The sequence below is a fragment of the Dactylosporangium fulvum genome, assembly GCF_025137375.1.
GTDB lineage: Bacteria > Actinomycetota > Actinomycetes > Mycobacteriales > Micromonosporaceae > Dactylosporangium > Dactylosporangium fulvum.
On the sequence record NZ_CP073720.1, the window covers coordinates 335,441 to 350,821 of the forward strand.

At 66.4% G+C, this 15,381-nt stretch carries 11 protein-coding genes; 3 read left to right on the forward strand and 8 right to left on the reverse strand.

Features of this window, described 5'->3' with window-relative positions; translation table 11 throughout:
- Positions 1-17: 17 nt before the first annotated feature.
- From Dfulv_RS01595 to Dfulv_RS01615, 5 genes are all read right to left on the reverse strand, one after another.
- Positions 18-1,646, reverse strand: coding sequence for a hypothetical protein (locus Dfulv_RS01595; RefSeq protein WP_259860808.1), 1,629 nt, complete (start codon positions 1,644-1,646; stop codon positions 18-20).
- A gap of 87 nt (positions 1,647-1,733) precedes the next feature.
- A complete protein-coding gene (locus Dfulv_RS01600) occupies positions 1,734-3,257 on the reverse strand; it encodes a lipid II flippase MurJ (protein ID WP_259860809.1) in 1,524 nt (507 codons plus the stop codon).
- 90 nt (positions 3,258-3,347) lie between these two features.
- Positions 3,348-4,370 (reverse strand): glycosyltransferase, encoded by a 1,023-nt coding sequence (locus Dfulv_RS01605; protein ID WP_259860810.1) that lies wholly within the window; start codon positions 4,368-4,370, stop codon positions 3,348-3,350.
- Positions 4,315-5,760 (reverse strand): O-antigen ligase family protein, encoded by a 1,446-nt coding sequence (locus tag Dfulv_RS01610; protein WP_259860811.1) that lies wholly within the window; start codon positions 5,758-5,760, stop codon positions 4,315-4,317. Before Dfulv_RS01610 ends, Dfulv_RS01605 begins: the two co-directional genes overlap by 56 nt.
- A gap of 54 nt (positions 5,761-5,814) precedes the next feature.
- Positions 5,815-6,708, reverse strand: a complete 894-nt coding sequence (locus tag Dfulv_RS01615) for a glycosyltransferase family protein (protein ID WP_259860812.1) — start codon at positions 6,706-6,708, stop codon at positions 5,815-5,817.
- Between the two features lie 542 nt (positions 6,709-7,250).
- Here Dfulv_RS01615 and Dfulv_RS01620 point away from each other — a divergent pair.
- Entirely contained in the window at positions 7,251-8,531 is a 1,281-nt protein-coding gene (locus tag Dfulv_RS01620; RefSeq protein WP_259860813.1) for an acyltransferase family protein, read from the forward strand.
- Positions 8,532-8,613: 82 nt separating this feature from the next.
- The gene (locus Dfulv_RS01625; protein WP_259860814.1) at positions 8,614-9,453 is read left to right on the forward strand and encodes a PIG-L deacetylase family protein; all 840 of its coding nucleotides are present in this window, start codon (positions 8,614-8,616) and stop codon (positions 9,451-9,453) included.
- 76 nt (positions 9,454-9,529) lie between these two features.
- Here Dfulv_RS01625 and Dfulv_RS01630 read toward each other — a convergent pair whose 3' ends face one another.
- The 3 genes from Dfulv_RS01630 to Dfulv_RS01640 all read right to left on the reverse strand — a co-directional run bounded on the left by Dfulv_RS01630 (position 9,530) and on the right by Dfulv_RS01640 (position 13,895).
- Entirely contained in the window at positions 9,530-10,381 is an 852-nt protein-coding gene (locus Dfulv_RS01630) for a hypothetical protein (protein WP_259860815.1), read from the reverse strand.
- A 333-nt stretch (positions 10,382-10,714) separates the two neighbouring features.
- Positions 10,715-11,842 (reverse strand): glycosyltransferase, encoded by a 1,128-nt coding sequence (locus tag Dfulv_RS01635; RefSeq protein ID WP_259860816.1) that lies wholly within the window; start codon positions 11,840-11,842, stop codon positions 10,715-10,717.
- 43 nt (positions 11,843-11,885) lie between these two features.
- Entirely contained in the window at positions 11,886-13,895 is a 2,010-nt protein-coding gene (locus Dfulv_RS01640; RefSeq protein ID WP_259860817.1) for a sugar transferase, read from the reverse strand.
- Here Dfulv_RS01640 and Dfulv_RS01645 point away from each other — a divergent pair.
- Positions 13,894-15,000 (forward strand): LCP family protein, encoded by a 1,107-nt coding sequence (locus Dfulv_RS01645; protein ID WP_259860818.1) that lies wholly within the window; start codon positions 13,894-13,896, stop codon positions 14,998-15,000. The genes Dfulv_RS01640 and Dfulv_RS01645 overlap by 2 nt on opposite strands.
- The last annotated feature ends 381 nt before the right edge of the window (positions 15,001-15,381 follow it).

The window sequence follows — 15,381 nt, forward strand, 5'->3', positions numbered from 1 at the left end:
GTCTGACACGGGTCACGCTACTTCCTGGTGATCAAGGCAACCGGCTCTAGACCATCGGTGACCAACTGGACCTGATAGTCGGCGAGCACCTCCTGCCACGCCTTCGCCTCGCTGCCGATGATGTGCGAGCGGATCAGCCAGACCCTGCTGTCCGGACCGCGCTCGGCAGCCTTCTGGATTCCCAGTTCGAGGTTCCGCCGGATGGCTTCCGCGTTGCGGTCGGAAACCCGGATCACGTCGGATCGCCCAGGCAGATCGACATAGAAACCGACGGTGTTGCCGTACGGGGCGACCAGCTCGAGCGGAGTCTCTCGTGAATAGAACGCGAAGCCGTACCAGGCGAGGTTGCTCACCAGGATGACGTCGCCCGGTGCGGCGTACATGGTGACGTATTCGGTGGCCGACCGGACGTCCTCCACGCCGTTGGCGGTGTAGTAGAAGCTCTCGTTCTGGTCGAACCGGTACCACCGGTGGTTGGTGAACGCGAACCCGCCGACCAGGAGGGCGCTGACCGCGGCAGTGGCGACCAGGTGCGTGCCGGCTTGGCGGCCGCCGGCCGGTAGAGCGCGGCGGGTCAGGCTCGTTGCGAGATCCGCCGCACCGACTATCCCGATACCGGCCGCCGCCGCGCCCGCGACGAGCAGGAAGTGCGAGGTACGCGTTTCGAGCAGTGGATAGATCTCGCCCACACCGAGCACGATCGCCGTCGGCAGGAGCAGCAGCATCGCCACGGCGGTAGCGGGGCGGGCCCACCTGACCACGGTTAGTAATCCGGCGATGATCAGGGCGACGACCAGCGGCCCCGACACGCCGATCAAGGGCATCAGGGCGTCGAGCTGGTGCTGGAGGTAGTCGGGTAGTTCGGCCACGGTCGGGAAGTTGGCCACCCAGTATTGCTGCATCTGATCGTTGCGACCCCGGCCGGAGATGCCGAAGTAGACGGCCGCGATGATCAACCCGGCGCCGATGCCGCACGAGATCACCTCAACCAGTCGCCGCCACTGCCGCCGAATCGCAGTCACCAACACCAGCCCGCCGAACACGCACGGGGCGACCACGGCGGTCACATGGCTGAGCATCATTCCCACTGCGACGGCGGCGGTGAGCACGCTGAGGCGCCGGCGTGACCAGCTCTGTTCCGTCGAGGCGCTCAAGACCAGCAGGCCTAATGAGACGGCAGCGTCAGCGGTGTACTGCTTGAGGTCGTGGCGGATCTGCTGGGCGGGCAGCAGCAGGACCACCGCCGCACAGATGAAACCGGCGAGGACCGCCCGGCCCCGAGCCGGCCAGGCCAGCACCCGGCCGAGCAGGTACGCGGCGAGGACCGTGAGGAGGTGGAACACAAGCGGGACGACCCGCAAGTCATCATCATCGGGCACCAGGCGCAGCAGGAAGCTCCACCCCAACGGACTCGACGACGTCGTGATCGGCAGGTCGCTCAGCGGAAACCGAACAGACAACGCCACCCACGCCTCGTCCGCCCAGTACGGCGCGGTGAGCAGGCTCTTCACGTCGTGGACGGCGGGGAATGAGGCCAGCAGCACCGCTCCGGCGACGACGTCGTAACACCACAGGCGGCGACGGGTAGTGGGAGCGGTGACCGGATCCTGGTTCGCGATGTTCTCTGGAGCGACCTGTCCGACCAAATGGTTCCTCGGCTTGTGTAGGCGGGAATTGCAACAGGCTAGTCAGTGCCTGCGGCGAAGGCCAGCGGCCCTGCCTTTGGGACTGCCTCAGTCCACGATCCTGCGGTGCCTGCCGACCCCGGAACGGACCGGCACCGCTTCCTGGGCAGGTGGCGATTTTCGGCCGCGCGCGGCGACCTTGGACCACACACGAACCACGAAGACATGGCGGAAACGCGGCACGCACACGATGTATGTGAGCCAGATCAAACCGATGGCGGTGCATGAGGCGATGAGCCGCAGGATTCCGTCGCCGGCCAAGAGCCATCCGGCCGCGACCGCGCCGACGATGCCGGGCGCCAGTAGTGCGAGCAGCCGCAAGCAATGCCGCATGATCCCCAACGACCATGCCGCGCCGACGAACATCACCAGGCCAGTGATGGACGAGGCGACACCGATTGTGATCGGCCCCCAGAATCGCCACATGACCAGGTTCACGGTGGCGGCGATTCCGAAGGAGAGGCCGTTGACGACCGCAACCCGTGCGTTCTGTCCTCGCGCGTTGAGCACCTTGACGAGGGTGTGGCCAAGCACGTTGGCCCAGATGCCCAGCGAGAACCCGAGCAGCATGATCGACGATACGTCGACGGCCTGGTCATCGAACTGACCGCGAGCATAGAGGGCCGTGATGATGCCGCGGCTGTTGAGGCCGAGCACGATCGACAGCGGCACGGTGACCAGCAGGACCGGAGTGATCAGGCGCTCGAGGCCGGCGCGGACCTCTTCCGTCTGCATTCGGGCGAACGCGGCAAGTCCGGCCAGCCCGAGCGGTGCGGCGATCAGCGCCATCAGCGAGTCGACAACGAATCGTGAGTACTCCGTTGCGGCAACAACCTCGATACCGAGCAAGGAGCCGACCGCGCGTTCGACCGCGATGGAACCCTGCAGCAGCACCGGGATGAGCAGCAGCGGGCGCAGTCGGCGCCAGAACATCGCGAGTGCAATCTTGTTCTGTGCACGCAGCGACTGCCGGGGGCCCGGCATGCCACCCTCGTCGTTGAGATAGTTCTTACGCCGGACCCAGTACGCGCTCCAGCACCACAGCACGGCGTACGGCGCGGTGAATCCCCAGGCGAGCAGCACCACGTCACCGGTGAGGTACGCCGCAACCGTCGCCGCGATGAGCCCAATGCTCTGGAACGAGGCCCGTATGTTGATCAAGCGCACGTCATCGTGTGCCAGCGCTACGAGTGAGTGGAGGCTGTACAGGACATAGAAGGGCACACCGAGTGCGGCGATCGACAGCATGGACCCGGTCAATGCCGCGGTGGAATCGTCGAGTCCTGGAGCGAGCAGGCCGACCCAGAAACCTCGTGCCGCCTGCAGGGCGACCACCAGGCCTATGGAGAGAGCGGCGAGCAGTCGCCAGACCGAGCGGTAGAGCGCCAGCGACATCGCCGGGCTGTCCCGTTTGTACTGCACGTACAGTGGCAGGAAGCCGGCCGACAGCGCATCGGCGGTGAAGAAGTTGATCGGGACCATGGTCCCGGTCATCGCTATCCGGTTGGCGCCCACGGCCCGTCCGGCGCCGAAGAGCGCGGCGAGCAGGACCTCCCGGACGATGCCAAGCACTTTCCCGGCGAGGCCGCCGAGCAGGAGCCGGAGGAATGTGCTAGCCACGGCGCTTCGCCTTTCCGCACCGCTGCCCGATGATCGCCTGTGTCACATCAGATCCTCGTACAGCGACTCCAGTTTGGCGGTCTGTGCGCGTAGGTCGAACCGGTGCTCCACCATCGCGCGACCCGCTGCACCGAAGCGCTCGCCCAGGTCGGGGTTGACGAGGAGGGTGATCAGTCGCTCGGCGAGCGCAGCCGGATCACGTTCCGGCACCAGGTAGCCGTTGACGCCGTCGACGACGGCCTCGGGGATGCCGCCGTGATCGGTGCCGACCACCGGCCGCCCCGAGGCGGCCGCCTCCAGCAGCACCATGCCCAGACCCTCCTGGGCACCGTTGGACGCCGTCGCGCTCGGCAGGCACAGCATCTGCGCGGCGCTGACCTGTGCCAGCACCTCGGCGTGCGGCTGCGCTCCGAGGAACCGCACCGCCTCCGAGACTCCCAGCTGCGTCGCGAGCGCACCGAGCTGCGCCCGCAGTGGGCCGTCACCGACGATGACCAACTCGGCCGCGGGTATCGCTCGGCGTACAGTGGCGAATGCCTGTAGCAGGTCAGCGGTGCCCTTCACCTCCACCAGGCGGGCGATGTGCACGATCCGAGGCGTCTCGACGAACGGCACCGGCTTGATGAGGTCCGTGTCGACACCGATCGGCAGCACCACGGTGCGCTCGGCTGGATAGCCCCATTCGACCGCACGGCGCCGGATGTACTCGGAGACGCAGATGAACACTGCGGCGGTATCGAAGAGCGACTTGCGCCACGTGACGTAGTTGACCCAGGACGGCTTCTTCGATGCGAGCAGCTGCTTCTTCGCGATGGTCACGTCGAAGCCGTGGAGCGTGGTGACGAGCGGTACGCCGAGTGCCTTGGCGGTTGGGGTGATGTACACGCCCTCGACGCCGAAGTGGGCGTGCAGGACGGCTACGCCACGATCGGCGAGTGTCTTCACCAACCGGTCCGACCGGCGGGTCAGCAGGTACGAGGTGGTTGCTGCCTTGCCGAACCGGGAGAGGCTAATGGCGTCGGTGCCGGCCGGGGCCCCAACCACCGCGTCCCGTGCGATATACAACGGTCGGAACGTCCGCATCGCCATAGCCTGACTGGGAATGAACGTCTCGGACGGCTGGAATAATTGATGTCTCACGATTCCAGATATCGGCGTCTTCGACACGTTCTGTCTCCTGTGACAAGGGACGGATCAGGTAGCAGAGCAGCAGTGCGAGAATCGGGATGAGGTGGATGTCCCCGAACACGTCGGTGTTCTCGCCCATGGCCTGGACGATTGTCCAGACCAATGCCGCGCCTGTCCACGCCACGAACAATGAGTTGTGGCCCGAGTACCGTCCGAACGCCTTGATGGCGAGCCCTAGCATCACTCCGAAGAGCAGGATCGTCAGTGCGAGTCCGAGCAGGCCGGTTGATGCCCATGCGGCGAGCAGGATGTTGTGCGGCGGGAAGTTCGGGCTGTAGATGCCGTGTGAGGCGGCATACGAGGCGAACCCGGCTTGCCAGCCACCCCAGCCGAGGCCGAGCAAAGGATCCTGAACGAATGCCTCGCCGCTGTAGCCCCAGATCTCGGTCCGCTGGCCGAAAGCCACCCGGACGGCGGTGGCGAACCCGCCTTCGGAGAAGCCGAGTGTTGCAGCGACTGCAACTGCCGTCGCGCCCCCAGCGATCAGCAGATTCCTGCGGACGGCCGGCCTCAGCTTCTGCCAGTGGTAGGCGGCCAGCGCGGCGAGGGGCAGCACGATGGCGAACATCCGCCCGGATTTGGATCCGGTGAACCAGACGCCGGTCAATGCGACAAACCCTGCCACCAATACGAGTCGCTGCCGCGTGCGCGACCAGATGGCGAACGCGGCCATGGCACTGACGCCCAGGAACAGCCCGGAGACGTTCGCGTTGATGAACACCCCGCCCGACTTGGCGGGATCCAGCACGTTGTTCCGGTTCACGTCGAAGAGTCCCCCGACGGTGTTCTGGCCCGCGAACACCCCGGCGATTGAACGCAGGTAGGCGTCCTCCAGCCGGGGGAAGAGGCGGAACAGTGCTATCAGGAGAGCCTGCAGTAGGACGAGGGGCCAGTAGACGAACTGGATCCGGCGCAGAAGGTCAGGTTCCTCGCTCATGGCGCCGTACACCAGCACCAGTGTCACCAGGAACTGGCCGAGCAGGACGATCGGCAGTCGGCCGTACCCTGAGTCGGGCGACCAGAGCAGTGCAAGGACTCGGGTCGCCAGGAGTGCGAGCAGGGCGTACAACAGCGGGGTGCGCAGCAGCCGTCGCACGTCGGGATTGCGCCACGTTGAGACCGCGACGGTCGGCACGAGCAGGATGGTGACGATGGACGACAGCGCGATGTCCATGGTGCCTTCGGGGAACAGATAAATCTGCGGCACTGCAAGCGCGAAGAGCACCAGGACGCCGACCCGCAGGGGAATCCTGCCGACCGTGGACAAGACGCGATTCATGGCCGAGCAATCAGGACGGTCGAGCCGCGGTTGGCACGGTCGTCACCGGACCGGCAGGTGCGTGAGTTCAGCGGTCAGCAGGTTGCGCAGCACCTGCCCACGCTCGTCCCAGCCGTGCCGACCAGCGCTGTCGATCCGGTCGGTGATCACGTCGTCGGTGACGGGCGCCAGCATCCGGGAGAGGTGGTGGACGAAGTCGGCGCTGTCAGCTGCGATGACATGCCGATTGTTCCGCGTGAGCGCCTGCACCGACGGCAGCGGTGTGCTCAACACCGACAGACCGGACGAAAGATACTCGAAGCACTTCAGCGGGCTGACGCCTGTCGTGTAGTCGTTGATCGAATACGGGATGAGTCCGACGGAACAGGTGCCGGCGGCTGCGGCGAGCTCGTTCGGCGTGAGCAGGCCGAGATAGCGGGCGCCCAACGCCTCCAGTTGTTGCAGTTCAGCGGTGAAGCTTCCGCCGCCGGCGGCCAGCGGACCGGCGAGGAGTAGTTCACCACGTCCTTGCAGCGCCCTGGCGACGGACTCGAGCAGCGGCATGTCGAGTTTGGCGGTGGTGAGGTTGCCGGAGAAGATCGCGGCTGGGCGGCGCTCGACGGCCGGGCGGCTGCCTTCGGTGAAAACGGACACGTCCGCGACGTTTTGCAGCAGTTCCACGCGGGGGAACCCGGCGCTGAGGAGATGCTCGTGCACCGCCTGGCTGGTTGCGATGGCGACGATGCCGGGCTGGGCCGCGAGATTCCGCTCGCCCTTACCGACGGCGACGCCGTCGATGCCGGGAAACTTCGCGAGCAGGTCGACGCAGTGGTAAATCACGACGTCTGCGGCGTTTTCCAAGCCATACGTCACTGGCGTGAAGGTCCACAGTACGCGTGGTCGGGGGCTTTCCAGCCAGGCGGCGGTGGAGCGGCGCAGCAGCGTGCGGTTCAGCACACGGGTGGGAGCACGGTGCACGGGCACGACGAGTGGCGAGACGATGCGTGTGCGGTCCGGCCTGGGCCGTCCCGTCGTCTTCGGTCCGTCCGCAGGCGTCGCGGACGCGAACGCGCGGCGTGCTCGTGCCGCCATCCTGGCGACGTCAGCTCGGCGGAGGGTGGGCCGTCGCAGGCCGAGGGATTCCACGAACGTCACGTCCGCCGCCGCAGCGAGCTCGCGGGTGACGTAGTGCTGGTTGGTGGCGATCGCCGAGTCCCATTCGGCCGTGCCCAGGATCAGCACGTTTGGCGTGGTGCCCGGCCCGTTGCGTGCCACGTCCGGCATTGATCCCATCCCGAGTGAGGTGCCGGCCCCCGAGCCGACGAGCTGGCTCATGTTACGCGAACGCCTCTCACGAGCCAACACCAAGCCGGGCCGCTCTACATTCATGTCCGGCGTTCAGCTCACCTGCGCTGTCAGCGCATGAGGCATCAGGGCCGCAACTGGTCGACATGTCAGGTACGCTGCGCGGGCCGGCGACACGGGTGGTGGGGAGGAACGTGGGCGTCGAGACTGGTGATGAGCCGGGCGTGGCACTCGCCCAACCAACCGTGGAACTGCCGTTATTGACACGCGCACCTGGTGTCCTGGATGCGACGTCTCCGGCGTATGCGACAACCCCGACGGTTTCGACAACCCCGGTCGGCACGATGAGTGCCGCCCCCTCCGGCGGCAACCGACGTCCAGTCGATCGGCTGTACGCCCTGGACCTGTTCCGCTTCTTCGCCGCGATGGTGGTGTTCGGCTATCACCTGATCGCCGACATCGGCCGCCGGGGAGCGTGGGGCGCGGACCCTGACGGGACTTTCGGTCCAGTCGTGGTCGGCGCTTTTCGGTACGGCTGGATGGGGGTGGAGTTCTTCTTCATCATCAGCGGTTTCGTCATTTGCATGAGTTGCTGGGGGCGGTCGCTGTCGGACTTCTTCACCTCGCGCGTCACCCGGCTGATGCCCGCGTACCTGTTCGCTGTACTGGTCACCGGCATGGTTCTGATGATCGCGCCGGTCCAACGCGCCCCCGGGCTGTCGCAGGTGCTCGTCAACCTGACGATGCTGCAACGCTTCGTCAATGTTCAGCCTGTTGATGACGTCTACTGGACGTTGTTCATCGAGCTAAAGTTCTACATCCTGTTCGCGACGGTGGTCTGGTTCGGCCTGACATACCGGCGGGTGGTGCTGTTCAATGTTATCTGGACGGTGTTGTACCTATTTGCCGGTTTTACCAAGTTTGATCCGCTCATCGCCATCGTCGATCCGACATTCGCGCCGTACTTCATTGCCGGCACCACCCTCTACCTGATCTACCGATTCGGGTCGAACATGCTGCTGTGGGGCATGCTCGCCGTCTCCATCGTGATGGCCGTTCCCTCGCTGGAACGGCGCGTCGCGCCGCTGGCGCGCACCGACCACATCTCGTACAAGGTCGCCCTGGTCATCCTGTTCGTCCTGTTCGGACTGATGATTCTGTTGTCCCTCGGCAAACTCTCCTGGCTGCGGTGGCCCGGGCTGATGACGCTCGGTGCCCTGACCTATCCCGTCTATCTGCTGCACCGGCAGTTGGGATGGGTGGCCGTGGTCCAGTTGCGCGAGACTGTGCCCGCGTGGCTGTTGGTAGCGGCGATCGTCATCGTGCTGCTCGGATTAGCCTTCTTGACGCACCGCCTGGTCGAGCGACCATTGGCCCGAGTGCTCCGCCGCGGGTTGAAGGCCAGCTTCGCCCAGGTGCGCGCCGCTGAGCCGGCCATCGTCGCCCACGGCACGGCGACGGGACCACCACGCTGAGCGCTGCTACCTCTGCGTGGCTGGATCCGGTGTTTGCGCGATCATTGACATCACGCGTATCCCGATCAGATGGAGATGGTCGATGCCTAGCCGGCGCACCTTGCTCGCTGCCGCCGCTGTCCTCGTGGAATCTGCTGCGACGGCAGCACAAGGTGGATGCGAGAGCCGGAAGGCCTCGCCGACGGTGGCCAAGCGTGAACCCGACAAGACGGGTCGCCCATGGATCCTGGTCGCACCGCACCCCGACGACGAGACCCTCGGGGCCGGCGTGATGATTGCGGAGCACGTGGCTGCCGGCCGGGACGTGCACATTCTGTTGCTGACCCGGGGCACCGGCAGCACCGCACGGCAGCAGATCAACGGTGCGCAGCACTCGCGTTGGTGGGGTGTCGCCCATAATCCAGCTGCGGAGGGCTACGCCCCGCTCACCTCGGAGGCGTTCGGGAAGGCTCGCTACGACGAGTTGACAGCGGCGCTCGGTTGTCTCGGCGGTGGTCGGGTGCACGAGGCGGGGCTGATCGACGGGCAGGTGACGGTCGCCGCGGTCAAGTCTGCGATCTCCGCTTTGGTCGACGAGATCGGCCACGGCGCAGGTGTATACGCGCCGAGCTGGCTGGTCGACGACAACCCGGATCACCGCGCGGCGGGGCAGGCGTTGCGTGAGTTGGCCGCCGAGCAGCCGGCGGTGTATGGGGATGTCAGCTGGTACGTTCTGCCCGTGTATTGGTCCGATTCGCGTCTGGGCCAGGTTGCTTGGTCATGGGACAAGCCGACCGACACCGAGATCAGTAATCGGGCTCGCAACGCGTGCCGCGCCTATGCGGCTTGGCATCCGCCGCACTCGTATGCGATCGGCTACCACTCCGTCGACTTCATGTTCGCCTTGATCGATTCTGACCCGAGATCGATGCTCCACAAGTAGCCCGTGGATCGTCGTCGTTCATGGAACGCGAGCTGGCCGTCACATGTCAATCACGACCGTGTGCAGCCGACGGTGTTCATCCGCGCCGTTGCCAGATGTCTCGGAGCGGCTCCCATTTCTGGTCGAGTCCGGCGACCCATGCCGCTTCGATGCGCGCGGCCAGCAGTGGGGCACCGTCCCGGTCCCACCAGATGCCGACATACGTCTGCGCGCCGGCATTTGCGGGCTTGAACGCGAACTCCACGTAGTTGCCGTCGTTCTTGCCCGACGCCCCGGCCTTGCGGGTGGGTGTCGATGCACCCGGCGCCAGCTGCTGCGCGTCGACGTTCTGTTGTTTCCGGGTCAGAAACTCTTGGCTGCGGTCCTCCGCGGTCTTGAACTGGACGAAGTAGACCGCCATGTTGTCGAGCTGACACGTGATGCGAACCTGCTCGTTCCCCGGCAGCTTCGGCGTGCCAGGTTCGCCGTTCTTGACGCATCTTGACAGGTACGGCAGCCACGGCTCGGCCATGACGGCCAGGTCTCCCTCGAACTTCTTCCGGTTCAGTTCGGCCTGTGTCGCCTCGTAGGCCGGCAGGCCGGTGCTGGACGGGCTCGGTGCGGCATGCGTGGCATCGGATTTCGAATCTGTGCCGAACAGCAGGTCACCGACGAAGTAGCCGGCCGGGGCGAAGACCACCAGGCCCACGAACAGGCCGACGAGCAGACCGGTCAGCAACCGGCCACGCTTGGGTGACGACGGCTCGATCCGCGGTTGCCAGCCCTGTGGCGCCTCGCGACCGGCCGCACGCTCCTGCTGCCACAGTTGGGCAGCCTGTGCCGTACGGGCGTCGTGCGCAGTCCACGGACCAGGGCCCGGGGGCTGCGGCACGGCTTGGGGAAACGGTTGTGGAGCCGGCTGATGGCTTGGTCCGGGCTGGACGCTCACGGGCTGGTTCGGCGTCCAGGCCGGCTGCGGCGCGGCCTGCGGCTGGCCGCTTGTCGGCGCCGGCACACCCCATGGTCCGGGCGCAGGCTGTGCCGGCTCGGCGTCCCCTTGCGTCTCAGGCTGCCAGTCCGGCGGCTGGCTCGGGTTGACCTGCTGCGGTGGCACGCTCCAGTCCGGCGCGGACGCAGGGTGGGTCTGGGACGGCACCTGGGCTCGTCCCTGCGCTGCGGGAGCGCCATGCGGTACCTGCGCCGGACTGTTCGAGTCGTTGCTCACGAGCACGGAGGTTATCAGGGGTGGTCACTGTGATCGCTTGTCCTGGAGCACCCAGGTTCAGGAGGCGTCGTCGGTGACCCAGGCCGCGATCCGCTGTTTGAACACGTCGTTGGAGAAGTTCCACGCGTGGGCGCGGATCCGCTCGTGGTCGAGCTTGTTCAGCTGCTGTAGCGCGGCTGCGTAATGTCCGGGGTCCTTCGAATCGAGCAGGAATCCCGTGTCGCCGTCGATCACCGTCTCCAGCAGCCCGCCGCGGCGCACACCGAGCACGGGTGTGCCGCAGGCCTGGGCCTCGACCGGGATGATGCCGAAGTCCTCGTGCGCGGGGAACAGCAGGGCCCTCGCCCCCCAGTACAGCTCGCGGAGCCGCTCCCGGGGCGGTCGGTGCTCGAAGGTGACCGGGACGCTCGCTTTCTCGGCCGCCCGCCGGAGGTTCTCCTCCTCCGGACCGGAACCTGCGATGACCAGCGGCATCCGGGCCGCGTCGGCGATCGCGATGATGAGGTCGAAGTTCTTGTACGGGATCCAGCGGCCCGCGCCCAGGAGGTAGCCGCGTTCCTGCATGCGCTGGTGCGCGGGGGCGTCGGCGAAGTATGCGACGTCCACCGGCGGGTTGATGACCCGGGCGTCGCGGTTCCAGAAGCGCCGGATCCGGGCCTGCACCTCGAGGGAGTTGGCGGCGTAGCTGTGCACGTGGCGGCTCAGCCGCACGTCCGCGGCCTGCAGAGCCTTGCGCGGCAGGGCGAGGAGCCCGCCGGAGCCGCGTCCGTCGAAGTCTGGGCTCCACACGTACCGCGCCGGCGAGTGGATGTAGCTGAGGTACCGCGTCTGGTCAGGGGGGCCCATCTTGACCGTGTGGGCGAAGGCGTGGCTGGACGACAGGACGACGTCGAAGTGCTCGCGCGTCAAGGTGCGCCAGGTGAACGGCATCACGGGCAGCGCCAGCGGTTTGGCGTGGCGCAACGGGGTGCGGGCCAGCCACGACTCCTGGAACCCGGCTCCGCGCTGTGCCTCTTCGTCCCGCCAGAGCACGAACGGCTTGGCCTGGGGCAGGACCTCGTTGATGGCGACGAAGACGTTTTCGGATCCCCCGGTCACGGCGAACCACTCGTGCACAAGTGCAACGGACTTGCCCGGCAGCAGGTGCGGCTGCGCCGCCGCGGCATGGTTCCGCGCGTGATCCACGATCGAGGTCCTCTCAGGGGTAGATGTCGGTGCCGGCCTGGAGTCAGCGACCGCCGCCGCGGAACACTTCGGCGACGGTGCGGAGCACCACCTTGGCGTCGAGCCAGATCGACCAGTTCTCGATGTAGTAGTTGTCGAACCGGGCCCGATCCGAGATGGGCGTGTCACCGCGCAGGCCACTCACCTGGGCCAGGCCGGTCAGGCCGACCGGCACCCGGTGGCGCATGGCGTAGTCGGGATGCTCCGCGGAGAACTGGTCCACGAAATACGGCCGCTCCGGACGTGGGCCGACGATCGTCATGTCACCACGCACGATGTTCCACAGTTGCGGCAACTCGTCCAGGGAGGTGCGGCGGATGAAGCGCCCCACCGGCCCGATCCGTGGGTCGTGCGCCACGTTCCAGTTGGTCTGGGACTCGGTCTCGTTGACCGGGCGCATGGAGCGGAACTTGATCAGCTCGAACGGGTTGCCGTAGCGACCGATCCGCTGCTGGCGGAAGAAGATGCCGGGTCCACCCTCAATCCTGACCGCGATCGCGCAGAGCAGCAGCAGCGGGCTGAGCAACACCAGTGCGATCGAGGACAGCGCGATGTCGGTGAATCGTTTGACGAACCACTTCGGTCCGCTGAGCATGGGACGGCGGACCCGGACGACCGGGATCGCGCCGATGTGGTCGGGATTGCCGCCCTGTGCGGCGAAGTCCCGCAGCCGCGGGACCATCCACAGGTCGTAGTTCTCCATCTCCTGGGACCGCACCACCGGCAGCAGGCGAGCCTCCGGGCAGTCGATGTCGGCGATGATGATGACGTCGCAGTCGACCATTTTTGCGATCTCTTCGAGCTCGTCGAAGAGGCCGATGAGCGGGGTGCTTTCCTTCAGCTCGTGGGCGGTTGTCTCGACATCGACGAAGCCAGCGAAGCGCAGCCCGTACTGCGGGTAGCGACGCAACAGCCGAGCCAGTTCGATCGCGACCGGCCCACCGCCCAGGATGATGGCGCTGTGCTCCACCCAACGCCGGCGCCTCGCGAACCGGACCGCGACGTAGCTGAACGTGCGGCCGAGCACCACCAGCCCAGCCGAAATGGCCACGACACGCAGGAAGGACGCGAGGTTCTCCGCGGACTGGTGGCGCATCGCCACGACGATGCTCACCAGCGCGCAGGCGACGAGCATCCGGCCGATAAGTGTCGGCAACTCGTCAAGGATGCTGAGATGCCGGCGTGCCCGGTAGAGACCGCCGGTGGCGAGCAGTGCCGCGCTCAGGCCGCTGGCCGTGAGGATGCTTTTCCAGTGGTTCTGGTAGTGGATCGCCGGCAGCGAGAACGCCACCAGGTCGATCGGCAGCGACATCATCCACACGCGTAGGGAGCGGGTCTTCCGGGCCGTCGACGAGCCGAGGTACGGCAGCACGACGGTCGAACCGGCGATGCGGTGATACGAGTCGGCAGCCGCGGGTCGACCCTGGTCGCTACGGCGCTGATCGTCGGCGACCCGTGGAGGGGCGACCTGTGGAGGCTCGGGCAGGCCCGTGTATTCAAATGTCTCGTCCGCGTCAATTGCGTGCCTGCCGACACGGTTGCGCTGTTTCGGCACCCGCGAATCAACGTCGGATGCCAAGGCGGAGTCAGGATCACTCTCGGTCAGCATCTGGATTCGAGGTGGCACTGAATTCGTGTTTGCGGGCACAGGTCCACCCGGGTCCAGCATGATGGCTTCCCCCGACAGGCGACGAGCCGGCTCGCCGCGTCCAACCCGCAGGATGCTACGACCAAGTGGTCGAATTTCACCAGACCGCGTGATCACGTCGTTAAACGTTCTGAGAGAAGGGTCACATCCCTGTACTGCAACGTTGGGCAAACTGGACGTTTGGCAATGTCGAATTCGGAAGTGATTGTCCTTTTTTGCGATCTTCGTTTCATGCCAATGCGGGCAGATGGTGCATCGCTCGGCAGCATGACGAATGGCCCGGCCCGGATATCCCAATCGGATTGGCACCTTTGGCTGAAGCGGTGGTCCATGTGCTCGGGCCAGGATCAGTACGATCGTCGCCATGCCAACGCGAGAACGATCTACCGACGGTGACATCACCGAGGTGGTCGACCAGATTCCGGCACAGCGCCGTGGGCGGCGGCGAGGGTCAGAGGTGTCGGGCGGTTCGACGCCCACGCCGAAGCGCCGGCGCCGCTGGCGTCGGATCGCGCTGATCGTTGCCGCGTCGTTGGCCGTACTGCTCGGTGGGGCGCTGCTCGGCACCAGTCTGTGGCTGCGGTCTGTGGCATCGGATGTCAAGCGGGTCGACGCCTTCGACGGAGTGCCTGAGGCCGACCGGCCGCAGAAGGCCGAGTCCGCGAAAGGCGCCATGAACTTTCTGCTGCTCGGCAGTGACACGCGGGATCCTGAGAACAAGGACGGCTCGCGCACCGACACGATCATCGTGCTGCATTTGAACAAGGACCACTCGAAGGCGCAGATGATCTCGATCCCGCGGGACACCTGGGTCTTCATTCCGAAGTCGCCGAACGGCAAGTACGGCAACACCAACGCCAAGATCAACGCCGCGTACGCGTGGGGCGGGGTGCCGCTCATGATCCAGACCGTCGAGAAGTTCACCGGAGTCCGACTCGACCACGTCGCCATTGTCGACTTCTCCGGCTTCAAGGAGATCGTGGACGCGCTCGGTGGCGTGGAGATCGACGTGCCGCAGAGCTTCACGTCGACCCACTCGCTCAATCCGGACGGCAAACGGCACTTCGAAAAGGGCCGGCAGACCATGGACGGCGCGGCCGCGCTGGACTACGCCCGCGAACGCTACGCGTTCAAAGACGGAGACTTCGCGCGCATCCAACACCAGCAGCAGGTCATCAAGGCGATCCTCAACAAGGCCGCCACCGGCGGCACGCTGAGCAACCCAGCGCGGCTCAACTCGTTCCTGCACGCCACCGCGGATGCGGTGACTGTCGACAACACGCTCAACCTTGTCGACATGGCCATGGAACTGCGCAACCTGCGCGGCGACGACCTGGCCTTCTTCACCAGCCCCACCAAGGGCACCGGCACGGTCGGCTCGGAGAGCGTCGTGTTCGCCGACGACGACAAGACCAAGCCGTTCTACGAGGCACTGCGCCTGGACGAGGCCCTGCCGGCCCCGACCAAGTAGCAGGTCCGCGCCGCGGAGCCGGCGACACCGATGAACGCTCACACCGTTCGCCGGTGTCGCCGGCTCGCTCATTCCGACTACTCCGTGAGCACCTTCGCCACCGCTGACGCGGCCGCCCCGACCTGCGGGGGACCGTCGACGGGTCCAGCTCGGAAAGCGCCACCACGTCGACCGCGCACCGGTGCCGCCCGCCCGGTGCGGTCACGTCCAGGTTGACGTGGAACCAGCGGCCCTGGACGTCGGGCGTGTCACGGGGGTTTGCCGGGGCCGTCATGACGTCGGTGACCCTGTCGATCGGCGGCGACGGCAAGGGGCTGCTGCTCAAGTACCCGGCGCTGGACAAGGAGGGCGCTGAGTCGCTCCTCAAGGCGTTCGAGGTGA

What these genes read in the sequence shown, in the direction of transcription:
- Dfulv_RS01625 (WP_259860814.1), top strand. Translation starts at nt 8,614, where the DNA reads ATGCCTAGCCGGCGCACCTTGCTCGCTGCCGCCGCTGTCCTCGTGGAA.
- Dfulv_RS01645 (WP_259860818.1), top strand. Translation starts at nt 13,894, where the DNA reads ATGCCAACGCGAGAACGATCTACCGACGGTGACATCACCGAGGTGGTC.
- Dfulv_RS01640 (WP_259860817.1), bottom strand. Translation starts at nt 13,895, where the DNA reads ATGGCGACGATCGTACTGATCCTGGCCCGAGCACATGGACCACCGCTT.